This window comes from Puniceibacterium sp. IMCC21224, assembly GCF_001038505.1.
Taxonomy (GTDB): Bacteria; Pseudomonadota; Alphaproteobacteria; order Rhodobacterales; family Rhodobacteraceae; genus Puniceibacterium.
Map to the genome: position 1 here is coordinate 3,961,002 of NZ_LDPY01000001.1, position 14,150 is coordinate 3,975,151.

Here is a 14,150-nt window from a genome sequence, read left to right on the forward strand (position 1 = left end):
AGCGTCCCCGTCACGCAACGCAAACTTACTATAATCAATACATTAGCAAACATTCGGCGTGTGTGAAGCAAAAACTACCAGATATTGTGGCCTTTTGAGAAACAGTGACTAGTTCCGCCCGAGGCATTGATGCAAAATCGTGTAAATATCTTGAGATTCAGCGATTTGCGCCCGGACTCTCAGACCGCATCATCTGAAGGGAACACCGTCCCGGCCAGAGAATTTGTGCTGCTTTCGGTAATTCTGACCCGTGCCAGACGACCGGGAGAGAGGTCCGCGCCGGTCACATGTACCGCATGAAGGTATTCCGACTTGCCCACCATCTGCCCCGGCTGCCGCCCTGCACGCTCAAACAACACTGTAACGTCGCGCCCGATCATCGAGTCCTGCGTGGCCCGCTGCTGCCGCGCAACCAGAGCCTGCAACCGTTGCAGGCGCTCATCCTTGACGGCCTCATCGACTTGCGGACGTTCTGCCGCCGGGGTGCCGGGTCTGGTCGAATATTTGAAGGTGTAGGCAGAACCATAGCCCACCGCGTCGATCAAATCGAGTGTGGCCTGAAAATCGGTCTCGGTCTCTTCGGGAAAGCCGACGATAAAGTCGCCGGACATGATGATATCGGGCCGCGCCGCGCGCAGCCTGTCGATCAGCCGCAGGTAGCTGTCGGCGGTGTGTGCGCGATTCATCCGCTTGAGGATGCGGTCGCTGCCAGACTGAACCGGCAGATGCAGATACGGCATCAGCTTGGGGCAGTCGGCATGCGCCTCGATCAGATCGTCGGCCATGTCGTTGGGGTGACTGGTGGTAAAGCGGATACGCTCCAACCCGTCGACGTCGTTCAGCGCCCAGATCAGCCGCGCCAGTGACCAGTCGCCCCCCTCGCCCGCGCCATGATAGGCGTTGACGTTCTGTCCCAGCAGGGTGATCTCGCGGACACCGCGCTCGACCAGATTGCGCGCCTCTTCCAGCACCCGATTGGCCGGGCGGGACATCTCTGCACCACGGGTATAGGGTACCACGCAAAACGCGCAGAACTTGTCGCATCCCTCTTGTACTGTCAGAAAAGCGGTCGGGCCACGTTTCGACTTGGGGCGCTGACGCAGAACCTCGAATTTGTCCTCGGTCGGAAAATCGGTATCAAGCGCCCGCTTGCCGCTGCGCGCCTTGGCCTCAAGCTCGGGCAGGCGATGGTAGCTCTGCGGTCCGACCACCAGATCGACAATCGGCTGGCGGCGCATGATCTCGGCCCCCTCGGCCTGAGCGACGCAGCCTGCGACGCCGATCCTGAGATCGGGATTGGCCGCCTTTAGCACTTTGTAGCGACCCAGTTCGGAATAGATCTTTTCCGCCGCGCGTTCGCGGATATGGCAGGTGTTCAGCAGGATCATGTCAGCATCGTCGGGCGTGTCGGTTGCAACATACCCCTGCCCGCCCAAGGATTCGGCCATACGTTCGCTGTCATAGACATTCATCTGGCAGCCATACGTCTTGATGAACAGCTTTTTGGGGGCGGTCATTGGCAGCATCTCCGGCGCGGGCTTTGAATGCGGCACATAGCGCAAAAATAGCCTGTCTTGCAATGCACACAAAATTCGCCGACTCTGCACGGAACGCAGCGCAGGGAGTGATATGCGATACGCGGGACTAAGTGATTTCCTGACCAGAGGGCGTGCAGCACTGACCACGGGGCCGGTGGCGCTGATCTTTGCAGAAGATACGGTCGAGCTGGACACAACGTTGCGCCATCATCAGCAATGCGGTTTTGCCTCGGTCGTCGCCTTCCTGCACCCGGCGTTTGAACTGCCGCCGGACCTTGGCGAAACAGTGCACCGTGTCGATTATGAAATGGCTCAGGATGCCGCGCTGGAAACGGCGGTCAACGCGGTAATCGCTTCGGCATCCGGGGTTTGGTTCTATTACGGCTTTAACGCGGAATATCTGTTCTACCCGTTTTGCGAAACACGCGTCGTCGGAGAAATGCTGGCGTTTCACACCGAAGAGCGGCGCGACGCAATGCTGTGCTATGTGGTCGACCTTTACGCCGCCGATTTGCAACGCCACCCGAACGCCGTGTCTCTGGACGAGGCGTATCTAGACCGATCAGGGTATTATGCGCTCGCGCGTCCGAATCCTGGCGGCCGTCCGAAAGACCGGCAGCTGGATTTCTTTGGTGGTTTGCGCTGGCGGTACGAAGAACATGTACCCCAGGCGCGGCGCAAGATTGACCGCATTGCGCTGTTCCGGGCAAAATCGGGGTTAAAACTACGGGCAGACCACACCTTTAATGATGAGGAATACAATACCTACGCCTGCCCCTGGCACAACAATCTGACGGCGGCGGTCGCGTCCTTTCGCACATCAAAGGCGCTTAAACGAAACCCAGGATCAACTTTCGCCATCAACAGCTTCCAATGGCACAATTCGACGCGGTTCGAATGGAACTCGCGACAATTGCTCGATCTAGGCCTTATGGAAACGGGTCAGTGGTTTTGATTCTTCTCTCTCGGTTCGCGCCCAAGAGTTTTGTTAAAACTCTTAAAAAAACTTTTCCAAAAAGTTTTAGGCATTCGGCTCAGAGGTTATCGTACTGCGGCATACCCAGTACATGAAATCCGCCGTCAACGCGAATGATCTCTCCAGTCGTACAAGCCCCCGCATCGGAAATCAGATAGACTGCCGTCCCCCCCACGGCCTCGAGCGTGGCGTTGGATCGCATAGGCGCGTTGGTGTCAGTGTGTTTATAGGTCCTGCGCGCACCACCGATGGCGGCCCCTGCCAAAGTCTTCATCGGACCTGGGCTGATCGCGTTCACCCGAATACCTTCGGGACCCAGATCGTTTGCCAGATATCTGGTCGCGGATTCCAGCGCCGCCTTGGCCACCCCCATCACATTGTAATTCGGGGTGACACGATTTGATCCCATATAGCTGAGCGTGATCAGCGTGCCGCCATTCTCAACCATCAGCGGGTGCGCACGACGCGCCACGTCAACGAAGGAATAGGCAGATATATCCAGCGAGTTCTTGAAATTCGCCCGGCTGGTGTTCAGAAACCTGCCTGTCAGCTCGTTCTTGTCCGAGAAAGCGATGGCATGCACGACAAAGTCAATCGTCGGCCAGCGCGCGCCCAACTGTTCAAAGGCCGCGTCCATCGAGGCATCGTCGGTCACATCGACATCAACCATGAAGTTCGATCCGACCGAGGCCGCCAGAGGTTCAAGCCGCTTTCCAAACGCATCGCCCTGATAGGTAAAGGCCAGTTCGGCCCCTGCCCCGGCCAAAGCGCGCGCTATGCCCCAGGCGATAGAGCGTTCGTTGGCAACCCCCATGACAAGCCCGCGCTTGCCCTTCAACTGATCCGACATGATTTTGTTATCCGTGATATTTGCTGAGCAGCATCGAACCGTTGGTGCCGCCAAAGCCAAAGGAGTTGGTCATCACAGTATCCAGACCAGCGTTATCGACCCGCGTGGTGGCGATTTCTGCGGCCGCCAATGCCGGATCAAGTGTTTCAACATTGATCGACGGGGCAATGAAATCATCGCGAAGCATCAGCAGGCAATAAATCGCCTCTTGCGCACCGGTGGCCCCCTGACTGTGGCCGGTCATGGATTTGGTCGAGCTAACGGGCGGCGTCTGGCCTTCGCCGAATACCCGGCGCACGGCCTCGATTTCGCCAACATCGCCGACCGGGGTCGAGGTGCCGTGCGCATTGATGTAGCCGACTTTGCGGTCATGCAGGGTTTGCAGGGCAAGCCGCATCGCCCGCTCGCCGCCTTCGCCGCTTGGCGCCACCATATCGTGGCCGTCGGACGTGGCCGCGTAGCCTGTCACTTCGGCGTAGATCTTGGCGCCGCGCGCCTTGGCGTGCTCCAACTCTTCCAGAACCAGAATGCCACCGCCGCCACCGATCACAAAACCGTCGCGGCCCGCGTCGAACGCGCGCGACGCCTTTTCCGGGGTGTCGTTGTATTTGGACGACATTGCACCCATCGCGTCGAACAGGCAGGACAATGTCCAGTCCAGTTCCTCGCCACCACCGGCGAACATCACGTCCTGCTTGCCCATCATGATCTGTTCCGCCGCGTTGCCGATGCAATGCAGCGAGGTCGAGCAAGCCGAAGTGATGGAGTAGTTGATGCCCTTGATCTTGTAGGCCGTGCTAAGGTTGGCCGAGATCGTTGACGACATGCACTTGGGCACGGCGAATGGTCCGATCCGTTTTGGGGCGCCGGAATTCAGCACCACCTGATGCGCCATCAGCATGGCGCTGGTCGATGGTCCGCCGGACCCGGCCACAAGACCGGTACGCGGGTTCACGATGTCGGACTCTTCCAATCCCGCGTCTGCAATCGCCTGCGCCATCGCAATATGGGCATAGGCCGCCCCTGGCCCCATAAAGCGCAATGTGCGCTTTTCGACATGTTCGCTTACATCCAGCTTGATATCGCCGGCGATCTGACTGCGAAACCCGCGTTCAGCCATATCCGCATTTGCGGTGATACCGGATGTCCCGGCCTTCAACGAGGCTAAAACCTCGGAGGCGTTGTTCCCGATGCTTGAGACGATACCCAAGCCTGTGACGACGACACGGCGCATGCGCGCACTCCCCTGCAATTAGTGTTGACTGTGTATGGCATCGCGGGGGAGAGACGCAAGGTTGGCGGGATGCCGATGTCCGCGTTTTCGGCGCGGACAGTCAGGACGCGCCGGTTTGGGACCACATTGCGAGTACGGTCTTTTGCACGAAACCAGATTGATGGGGGTCTATCTGATCTTCTCGGGCGCACTACGCACAGACATCGAAACTACGCGCCCCAAAGAGGTACGGGACGGTGAAATCTGACGGCGTGGATCGGGTCGTTCAGCTTTCCGACAGCGCGACCTTCATGTCTTTGACCTGATAGATTACCTCGCCGTCCGCCTCGACGATACCGTCGGCGACGCCCATGGTCAGGCGGCGGGTCTGGATCGCCTTGGTAAAGTCGATCTTGTAAGTCAGCATTTTGCGGTCTGGCCGGACCATGCCTGTCAGCTTGACCTCGCCCACGCCCAGCGCATAGCCGCGCCCCAGCCAGCCGCGCCAGCCAAGATTAAAGCCGGTCAGCTGCCAAAGGCCATCCAGCCCCAGACAGCCCGGCATGATCGGGTTGCCAGGAAAGTGGCAGTCAAAAAACCAGAGGTCGGGCGTGATGTCGAATTCAGCCAAAACATGGCCCTTGCCGTGCAGGCCGCCGTCGCCAGAAATATCGGTGATGCGATCCATCATCAGCATCGGCGGCGCGGGCAGCTGCGCATTTCCGGGGCCAAACAGCTCTCCGCGTGCGCATTTCAGCAGGTCATCTTTGTCAAACTGGCTCGGATAGTCGGCCATATTGCCACGCCTCATGTGTTGGTTTTTCCGATCCGTCCCCGTCTAGCACTCGTGCAGCGCAGGGCGCAAGCCTGCGTATGCGGCTGTTCCGCGCACCAGGGTGTGGCAATTTCGTTTGAAATTCCAGTGGATGACGCTCTATATATATATCACACAGCAAGAGGACCGAACACAGCATGACACCGCAAGCCGCGCAACGGGGAACTGATTGGCTGGACCGCGCCGGGCTGCGGTCGACCAGGCAGCGTGTGACGCTGGCGGCTCTGCTTGTCGGGGACGGGCAGAACCGGCACGTCACGGCAGAAAGTCTGTTTGCCTCGGCCCGTGATCAGGGCACACGGGTATCGCTGGCGACGGTTTACAACACCCTAAAGGCATTCTGCGACGCCGGTCTGATGCAAGAGGTGACGGTGGATGGCTCAAAAAGCTATTTCGACACCAACACCCACGATCATCCGCATTTCTACTGGGAAGAGGACGGTCGACTGACCGATGCGCCGCTTGACCAGCTGGAAATCGCTCGGTTGCCCACCGCCCCGGACGGGGCCGAGATTGCCAGTGTCGACGTGGTGATCCGCCTGCGCCGCACGCGCTGAGCCGCCTTAACCAAGGCGCAGCGATGTGCCGCCTTGCCAGACTGCTTGCAATGCCATGTGGTCGTCCAGATGCACCAGATCGGCACCGCCGCCAACCTTGATATGCCCAAGGTCCGTACGCCCGATGGCCGCAGCAGGGGCTGCGGTTGCCATCGCCAGAGCATTGTCCAGCGGCACACCCAACCCGATCAGATTGCGCAACGCCTGCGGCAGATCCAGATCTGCCCCGGCGAGAGTCCCATCCGCCAGCGCCAAGCGACCGCCCTGCCGGAACACGCGCTGGCCGGTCAGAACGAATTCAGGCAACTCCACCCCGGCACAGGCCATCGCATCGCTGACCAAAAAGATCTGACCTGGACCGACCTTGGCACGCAGCGCCAGCAAGAGCGTCTGCCCATGCACATGGTGAAGGTCCGCGATCAGCCCCGCGTGCAGCGCACCCGCGCCCAGCGCCGCCCCCACCAACCCAGGTTCACGACTGCCCAGCGGGCTCATGGCGTTGAAAAGATGCGTGACCATGCTGGCCCCAGCGGCCACGGCGGCCGTTACCTGTGCATGACTGCAATCGCTGTGGCCCAGCGACACCACCGCCCCCGCCGAAACAAGCGCGGCAATCTGATCCGGGGTCACACTCTCGGGGGCCAGCGTCACCACCAGAGTCGGCAAATCCCGGGCGGCATCCTGCAACACAGCCAAATCCTCTGCGGCCATGGGCCGGATCAAATCGCCGTCATGGGCACCCTTGCGCGACCGCGCAAGATGCGGCCCTTCGAGGTGAAGCCCGCCAATCCCCGGCACCCCCTGATCCAGCGCAGCGCGCACCGCCCCGACTGCAGCCGCCACGCGATCGGGTGTGTCAGTGATCAGCGTCGGCAGAATTGTTGTCGCCCCCAGCCGCGCATGCGCGGAGGCCATGCAGCGCAATGTGTCCATGTCGGGCGAATCGTTGAACAACAGCCCGCCACCGCCATTGACCTGAACATCCACCAGACCGGGCGCGAGGATGCCACCATTCAGCCGGACTACTTGCGCGCCCACAAGCAGCGCCCCGGCATCGACCAGCGCGATGATCCGCGCGCCCTCGACGACAACGGCTTTGCCATCCTGCAACACGGCACCATCAAAGATCCGTGCGCCCGTCAGCACCTGTATTGTCACGCCGTAACCTCGGCGGCGAAACGTTCCGCCAGAACCAGCGCCCGTCCAGCGCGCGACCTTCGGGTTCCACCAAACTGGCCTGAATTTCGACGCCGAGATATCCAGCGTAGGCGTTGGCCACACCGCCCAGCAGGCAAAATGCCTCACCCGCACGCCAGCCCAACACCAGCAGCGCCCGCTCGATATAGGCCGCGCCGTCCTGCAGCAGCGCCACAGCCACCGCATCCTCGGCCTCGGCGGCCGCGACAACCATTGGCGCAAGACGGGCAAAATCCACCGGGCGCGCGGCCTGGGCATAGAGGATGATTTCAGACGCGCCGCCAAACGTGTCGATCACTTCGCGGGTCAGTTCGGTGGCGTCACACATGCCCTCGGACGCCCGCAGCGACTGGCGAAGCAGACTGCGCCCCATCCACGCCCCGGATGCATCGTCCCCCAGAACCAGCCCGTGACCGCCAACAAAAGCCATGCCACCCGCGCTCTGACGCGCGACAAACGATCCTGTCCCCAGTCCTGCCACCACGCCACGCCGCAGACCCAACGCACCCACGACGGCGGCTGGACGATCCTCTTGCACACGCAGCCGCGCCAGCGGAATAGCATCGGCCAGACGCGACCCCAACTCGGGCTTGATCATCCCGGCAAGGCCGAGATAGGTCGGCACCTCAGCCAACACATCCAGCCGCACACCCGCCTTGGCCGACAGCGCCTCTAGCCCCTCCCACAGGGCCGCAACCGCACCATCGAAATCACTGGTCAGGTTGGCACCCGGACCTTCGTGTTCGAGTCTCTGACCCTCCCATATTAATGCAAAACGGCAGCTTGTGCCGCCGCCATCTACAGCCAAAAGAGGTGTCATATCAGTCATCAGCGCGGTTATTGCCCGTGGCGGCCCGTTGAGCGGACCTTGTTCGCTGGTACCCGCGACCGGATTCGAACCGGTACGGCTTGCGCCTGGAGATTTTAAGTCTCCTGTGTCTACCATTCCACCACGCGGGCCAGCGCGGCGGAGCATAGTCCCCCGTCCAGCCGTGTAAAGCGGCCTTGGCCGGGTTTTCCACTTACGCCCATGCAGCGCTATTGGCTCACAGTTCCTGACCTGGTGGCGACCTCAGCAAATGCCGCTCGCTCAGCCACGGATTCAGGGCAACAGCATCGCGCAGCACCTTCTGCCCCTCGTCATCCCGGCCCATCCCCATCAGCGTCAGTGCCTTACCAGTCAACGCCGCCACATGCTGCGGATTGCGGTCGAGTGCGGCATCCAGGTCCCCCAAAGCTGCGGCAAAATCCTCGCGCAGGAAGTTGACGAACGCGCGCTGATTGTAGCCTTCGGCATAATCCGGGCAATATTCGACCAGCCGGTCAAACGCCTGTGTCGCGCGCAGAAAATCATACGAGGATCGCGCCGACATGCCATCTTCCAACATGTCCTGCGCCGGTTCGTCCGGAGCATCGGCCCACAACTGCCACATCTGGTTCGAAATCTGCCGCCCCAGCATTTCATTTTTCGCCGCCCGTGCCTGCGACAGCAGGTCAGCCGATTCGGCGTCGTGATCGGGGGATGGTGGGCACCCCTCGGCCAGCAGCGGCATTGCGCTCAGCGTCAGAACAACACCCAACAGGGTAGGAACAGCGTGTCTCATACCTCAGTCTTGGGCTGTGACGCGCATCGGTCAAGTCACATCGGCGAGACCGTCTTCCTTGACCGCCTGCATCGCAACATAGGTCGACGTGCCCGAAATAAACGGCAGGGTCGAGATTTTTTCGGCCAGCACCCGGCGGTACGAAGGCATGTCATGCGTGCGCACCTTGAGCAGATAGTCGAAATTGCCGGCGATCAGATGTGCCTGTTCGATCTCGGGCACCCGCGCGACGGCGGCGTTGAACGCAGCCAGCGCCTCTTCGCGCGTATCGGTCAACTTCACCTCAACAAAGGCGACGTGATCCAGCCCCAGCCGGATCGGGTCCAGGATGGCGCGATAGCCCCGAATTGCACCCACCTCTTCGAGCCTGCGCAGACGCGCCTGTGTCGGGGATTTTGACAGACCGATGCGCCGCGCCAATTCGGTGATACTGATGCGTCCATCCTCGCCCAGGATATCAAGAATCGCCTGATCAAACCGGTCGAGGTCCAAAATACCGCTTCGCATCGTCATTCCTCATAAAATCAGACCGAACGGCTAGTCATGCCGTTAAAATCAGTCTAAATGCCTTTAGGTTTCGGGATAAGATAGCGCATCATCCCGGAGGATACCATGCCAACAGACACTGCCCCCGATCTGCGCCAGACCATTGACGCCCTCACCTATGCCAGTGAAGGCGAGACCGTCGCCCAACTGCGCGAAACGGCGGCACTAGCCACCGGCGATCGCAAAGACATCAGCGCCAGCGCCGCGGAACTGGTGCGCGGTATCCGTGGCCACGCGAAACCCGGGTTGATGGAGGTGTTTCTGGCGGAATACGGCCTGTCGACCAACGAAGGCATCGCCCTGATGTGTCTGGCCGAGGCGCTGTTGCGCGTACCCGACGCCGAAACCATCGACGCGCTGATCGAAGACAAGATCGCGCCGTCGGACTGGGGCAAGCATATGGGGCATTCGACCTCGCCGCTGGTCAATGCCTCGACCTGGGCGCTGATGCTGACCGGCAAGGTGCTGCAAAAGGACAATCTGGGCCCCGTCGGCCACCTGCGTGGCGCGGTCAAGCGGTTGGGGGAACCGGTGATTCGTACCGCCGTCGCCCGCGCGATGAAGGAAATGGGCGCGCAGTTCGTACTGGGCGAAACCATCGAGGCCGCGATGAAACGCGCCTCGGCGATGGAGAAAAAGGGCTATACCTACAGCTATGACATGCTGGGCGAAGCGGCGCGGACCGAAGGCGATGCACGCCGCTATCACCTGTCCTATTCCCGCGCCATCAACGCCATCGCCGGTGCCGCCAAATCCGATGACATCCGCGACAATCCCGGCATCTCGGTCAAACTATCGGCCCTGCATCCCCGCTACGAAGAGACGCAGCACGGGTTGGTCATGGATCATCTGGTGCCGCGCCTGCGCACCCTGTGCCAACTGGCACGCAGTGCGGGCATCGGCCTGAATATCGACGCCGAAGAGGCCGACCGCCTGTCCCTGTCGCTCGACGTGATCGAGGCGGTATTGTCGGAACCGTCGCTTGAGGGGTGGGACGGCTTTGGCGTGGTGGTGCAGGCCTACGGCCTGCGCGCCGCCCCGGTGCTGGACTGGCTGTATGCATTGGCCGAACGACTGGACCGCAAGATCATGGTGCGTCTGGTCAAGGGCGCCTATTGGGACACCGAGATCAAGCGCGCGCAGGTGGCGGGTCTGGACGGTTTCCCGCTGTTTACCTCAAAGGCGGCGACCGATATTTCCTATATCGCCAATGCGCGCAAGCTGCTGGGCATGACCGACCGGGTCTATCCGCAATTCGCCACACACAACGCCCATACCACCGCCGCCGTGCTGCATATGGCGACCGACAAGTCAAAGTTCGAGTTCCAGCGCCTGCACGGCATGGGCGAGGCGCTGCACGATATCCTGATGACACAACACGGCACCCGCTGCCGAATTTACGCTCCGGTCGGCGCGCATCGTGACTTGCTGGCCTATCTGGTGCGGCGGCTACTGGAAAACGGTGCCAATTCATCCTTCGTGAACCAGATCGTAGACGACGAGGTGCCGCCCGAGGTGGTCGCCGCCGATCCATTCGATCAGATCAAACCGACCAACCTGCGCAAGGGCCCGGAACTGTTCGCACCCGAGCGGGTGAATTCGCGCGGCTGGGATCTGCGTCACCGCCCGACCCTGACCTCTATCGAAAAGGCCCGCGCCCCGTTTGAACAACACAGCTGGAGCGCCGGACCGCTTGTGACAATCGACACCGCTGTCGGCGACACAGAAAATGTGCCGAACCCGGCACGCCCGCTCGATATCGTCGGGCAAATCACCTGGGCCACCCCCGAAACAGTGAATGCCGCATGTCAGGCCGCCGCCCCCTGGGACGCAGACGCCGCGACGCGTGCCGCCGTTCTGAACCGCGCCGCCGATCTTTATGAACAGCATTACGGCGAACTCTTTGCTCTGCTGGCGCGCGAGGCAGGCAAGACGCTGGCCGACGCCATCGCGGAGCTGCGCGAAGCGGTGGATTTTCTGCGCTACTATGCCTTCCGCGCCGATGGTTCTGCGCCAGTTGGGATCTATGCCTGCATCAGTCCGTGGAACTTCCCGCTGGCGATTTTCACCGGGCAGGTCTCTGCCGCGCTGGCTGCGGGCAACGCTGTGCTGGCAAAACCCGCCGAACAGACGCCTTTGATTGCACATCGCGCGGTCGAGTTGCTGATCGAGGCCGGTGTTCCGCGCACTGCCCTGCAGTTGCTGCCCGGTGGCGGCGATGTTGGCGCAGCCCTGACCGCGAACCCGGCGGTTGGCGGCGTGGCCTTTACCGGGTCGACCGACACCGCACAGATCATCCACAAGTCGATGGCGAAACACCTTGTCCCCGGCGCGCCGTTCATCGCTGAAACCGGCGGACTGAACGCGATGATTGTCGACAGCACAGCGTTGCCCGAACAGGCGATCCAGGCCATTGTGGAAAGCGCGTTTCAATCGGCGGGTCAGCGGTGTTCCGCCCTGCGCTGCCTATACGTGCAAGAAGATATCGCCGAGCATTTCATCAAGATGCTGACCGGCGCGATGGATGCCCTGCGCATCGGTCGCCCGTGGGAAATCACAACCGATGTCGGTCCGGTGATTGACGCCGAGGCCAAGGCAGGCATCGCCACACATATCGCGCAGGCCGACCTGGAAGGTCGGGTGATCAAGACCTATGCCACCCCCGATAGCGGCCATTTCATCGCGCCGACCCTGATCCGCATCAACGGCATCGCCGACCTTGAACGCGAAATCTTTGGCCCGGTCCTGCACATCGCAACCTTCAAATCCGATGGCATCGATAAGGTGATCGACGCGATCAACGCCACTGGCTATGGCCTGACCTTTGGTTTGCAAACCCGGATCGACGACCGCGTGCAGCACGTGTCCGAACGCATCCATGCCGGCAACGTCTATGTCAACCGCAACCAGATCGGGGCAATCGTTGGCTCGCAACCCTTTGGCGGCGAGGGCCTGTCAGGCACCGGGCCCAAAGCTGGCGGGCCGGATTATCTGACCCGGTACCGTCGACACACCGCCCCGATCATCGACTCGGGCTGGGACGGGCCCGAGGATCTCGTCCGGTTGAAAAAAGCAGTGAAGTCGCTCAACCGCACCACACTGCCCGAGCGGATCGAGCTGCCCGGGCCAACGGGGGAATCCAACGTACTCTCGACGCTGCCGCGCCCTCCTTTGCTATGCATGGGGCCGGGCATTGACGCTGCCAATATACAAAAGGCGGCTGTCGAGGTACTGGGAGGCGTCGCGGTCACCTGCATCGGCACGTTAGAGCCCAAGGAGCTGACGGCGCTCACGGGGATCTCGGGTGCGATCTGGTGGGGCGATGCTGCGACGGGCCGCGCCTTGCGAACTGCGCTGGCAGCACGTCACGGACCGATCCTGCCGCTGATCACCGGCGCACCGGACCGCGGTCATGCCCGCGCAGAGCGGCATGTCTGCGTCGACACAACGGCGGCAGGTGGCAACGCAAAACTTCTGGCCGGAGTATCCTGACAGCAGGAGTTCCGATAGGACCGAAAGGGGGATGCAAATTCGCGCCGTCTTTCGGTTTCATGCCTCACGAAGACCGTCAGCCTTTAGATCGCCGCGTCACGACCGGAATCAGGGATATTGTCCAACTCGATCCGCCTGACATTTTCATCCCAACCACCCCCCTTGGCACACGGCGCGACTTGACGTCCCAAGCAAAAACGGCACTGTCGCGACATGTTCCCAATCCGCGATCACAACCCGTCCGGCGCCACGCCATTTGTCACCTACGCGCTGATTGCCGCCAATGTGGTGATTTTCCTGTCCTATTATCATCTCTTTTCGGATGATCGCGCGCTGGGGGCGTTCTGGTACGATTGGGCGCTGATCCCGTCTCGGATCAGCTCGGGTGAGGCGATCGGCGGCCTCATCACCTCGATGTTCCTGCACGGCGGAATCATGCACCTGCTGGGCAATATGCTGTTTCTCTATATCTTTGGTGACAATATCGAAGAAGAGCTGGGGCATGTGCGATTTGCCATGTTCTACCTTGCCTGCGGAATCGTAGCCGGACTGCTGCAATATTTCGCCGAACCGCTTTCGCAGGTGCCAACCGTCGGTGCCTCGGGCGCCATCGCCGGGGTCATGGGGGCCTATCTGCTGATGTACCCCAAAGCCCGCGTCGATATCCTGATTATCTTTATTGTCTTCTTCAAGGTGTTCACAATCCCGGCCTGGATCATGCTGGCGGTGTGGTTCGCGTTCCAAGTCAACGGTGGTTTCGGATCATCCGCCGCAGACGGCGGGGTCGCCTATTGGGCACATGTGGGTGGATTTGTTGCAGGTCTGGCGCTGATGCTGCCGGGCTGGTTGCGGCAAGGTGGCCCGCAATACTGGGGCCGCACCCATGGTCACCCGCCCCACCCCGAGGCGAAATATCCGCTAAGTCCGTCCAATATACCCCGAGTGAGACGCCGCAGATGACTGACCCCGTGAACATAACCTGCCATTGCGGCGCGGTCGAGCTGCGGGCAACACTATCGGACGGCCTGAACACCGCGCGACGCTGTGACTGTTCATTCTGCCGTCGTCGCGGCGCCCCTGCGGTGACGGTGCCAAAAGGCGGGATCGAAATTGTCAGAGGTGCGGATCAGCTGACGCTCTATCAATGGGGGACGGAGACCGCGAAACACTATTTCTGTTCCGTTTGTGGGATTTACACCCATCATCAGCGTCGCTCAAATCCGAATGAATTCGGCGTCAATATGGGCGCAATCCAAGGTGTAAACCCCCGTGACCACGATCCGATCGGCTGGAACGATGGCGTCAATCATCCGTCCGATCAAAAGCGCTGACCGACGGCAGC

The 14,150-nt window shown here is 61.1% G+C and carries 13 protein-coding genes and 1 tRNA gene; 5 read left to right on the forward strand and 9 right to left on the reverse strand.

The genetic code is table 11. The annotated features are described in order from the left end of the window. Nucleotides 1-179: 179 nt before the first annotated feature. Nucleotides 180-1,517: a tRNA (N6-isopentenyl adenosine(37)-C2)-methylthiotransferase MiaB gene (gene miaB / locus IMCC21224_RS18480; RefSeq protein WP_047997266.1), complete on the reverse strand. Its 1,338-nt coding sequence runs from the start codon at nt 1,515-1,517 to the stop codon at nt 180-182. Between the two features lie 112 nt (nt 1,518-1,629). Here miaB and IMCC21224_RS18485 point away from each other — a divergent pair, with 112 nt between their 5' ends. Then, nucleotides 1,630-2,493 (forward strand): hypothetical protein, encoded by an 864-nt coding sequence (locus tag IMCC21224_RS18485; RefSeq protein WP_047996602.1) that lies wholly within the window; start codon nt 1,630-1,632, stop codon nt 2,491-2,493. Between the two features lie 79 nt (nt 2,494-2,572). On the opposite strand, the gene IMCC21224_RS18490 is transcribed toward IMCC21224_RS18485, so the two are convergent. The 3 genes from IMCC21224_RS18490 to fabA all read right to left on the reverse strand — a co-directional run bounded on the left by IMCC21224_RS18490 (nt 2,573) and on the right by fabA (nt 5,373). Beyond that, nucleotides 2,573-3,364: an enoyl-ACP reductase gene (locus tag IMCC21224_RS18490; protein WP_047996603.1), complete on the reverse strand. Its 792-nt coding sequence runs from the start codon at nt 3,362-3,364 to the stop codon at nt 2,573-2,575. Nucleotides 3,365-3,371: 7 nt separating this feature from the next. Further along, nucleotides 3,372-4,598, reverse strand: coding sequence for a beta-ketoacyl-ACP synthase I (gene fabB / locus IMCC21224_RS18495; RefSeq protein ID WP_047996604.1), 1,227 nt, complete (start codon nt 4,596-4,598; stop codon nt 3,372-3,374). 265 nt (nt 4,599-4,863) lie between these two features. After that, nucleotides 4,864-5,373, reverse strand: coding sequence for a bifunctional 3-hydroxydecanoyl-ACP dehydratase/trans-2-decenoyl-ACP isomerase (fabA, locus tag IMCC21224_RS18500; protein WP_047996605.1), 510 nt, complete (start codon nt 5,371-5,373; stop codon nt 4,864-4,866). Nucleotides 5,374-5,549: 176 nt separating this feature from the next. Here fabA and irrA point away from each other — a divergent pair, with 176 nt between their 5' ends. Further along, entirely contained in the window at nt 5,550-5,969 is a 420-nt protein-coding gene (gene irrA / locus IMCC21224_RS18505) for an iron response transcriptional regulator IrrA (RefSeq protein WP_047996606.1), read from the forward strand. Nucleotides 5,970-5,975: 6 nt separating this feature from the next. Here the strand turns inward: irrA and nagA are convergent, their stop codons facing one another. The 5 genes from nagA to IMCC21224_RS18530 form a co-directional block, all read right to left on the reverse strand. Continuing rightward, nucleotides 5,976-7,127: an N-acetylglucosamine-6-phosphate deacetylase gene (gene nagA / locus IMCC21224_RS18510; RefSeq protein WP_047996607.1), complete on the reverse strand. Its 1,152-nt coding sequence runs from the start codon at nt 7,125-7,127 to the stop codon at nt 5,976-5,978. Then, nucleotides 7,090-7,986 (reverse strand): BadF/BadG/BcrA/BcrD ATPase family protein, encoded by an 897-nt coding sequence (locus IMCC21224_RS18515; protein ID WP_082135340.1) that lies wholly within the window; start codon nt 7,984-7,986, stop codon nt 7,090-7,092. Before IMCC21224_RS18515 ends, nagA begins: the two co-directional genes overlap by 38 nt. Before the next feature lie 56 nt (nt 7,987-8,042). Then, nucleotides 8,043-8,126 (reverse strand) — tRNA-Leu (locus IMCC21224_RS18520). An 86-nt stretch (nt 8,127-8,212) separates the two neighbouring features. Then, nucleotides 8,213-8,770, reverse strand: coding sequence for a tetratricopeptide repeat protein (locus IMCC21224_RS18525; RefSeq protein ID WP_047996609.1), 558 nt, complete (start codon nt 8,768-8,770; stop codon nt 8,213-8,215). Nucleotides 8,771-8,800: 30 nt separating this feature from the next. Next, nucleotides 8,801-9,277 (reverse strand): Lrp/AsnC family transcriptional regulator, encoded by a 477-nt coding sequence (locus IMCC21224_RS18530; protein ID WP_082135266.1) that lies wholly within the window; start codon nt 9,275-9,277, stop codon nt 8,801-8,803. Nucleotides 9,278-9,382: 105 nt separating this feature from the next. Here IMCC21224_RS18530 and putA point away from each other — a divergent pair, with 105 nt between their 5' ends. The 3 genes from putA to IMCC21224_RS18545 all read left to right on the forward strand — a co-directional run bounded on the left by putA (nt 9,383) and on the right by IMCC21224_RS18545 (nt 14,139). Next, nucleotides 9,383-12,808, forward strand: coding sequence for a bifunctional proline dehydrogenase/L-glutamate gamma-semialdehyde dehydrogenase PutA (gene putA / locus IMCC21224_RS18535; protein WP_047996611.1), 3,426 nt, complete (start codon nt 9,383-9,385; stop codon nt 12,806-12,808). A gap of 213 nt (nt 12,809-13,021) precedes the next feature. Next, complete coding sequence (locus IMCC21224_RS18540) at nt 13,022-13,768, forward strand: rhomboid family intramembrane serine protease (protein ID WP_047996612.1); 747 nt, start codon at nt 13,022-13,024, stop codon at nt 13,766-13,768. Further along, nucleotides 13,765-14,139: a GFA family protein gene (locus IMCC21224_RS18545; RefSeq protein WP_047996613.1), complete on the forward strand. Its 375-nt coding sequence runs from the start codon at nt 13,765-13,767 to the stop codon at nt 14,137-14,139. The genes IMCC21224_RS18540 and IMCC21224_RS18545 overlap by 4 nt, the downstream gene beginning before the upstream one ends. The last annotated feature ends 11 nt before the right edge of the window (nt 14,140-14,150 follow it).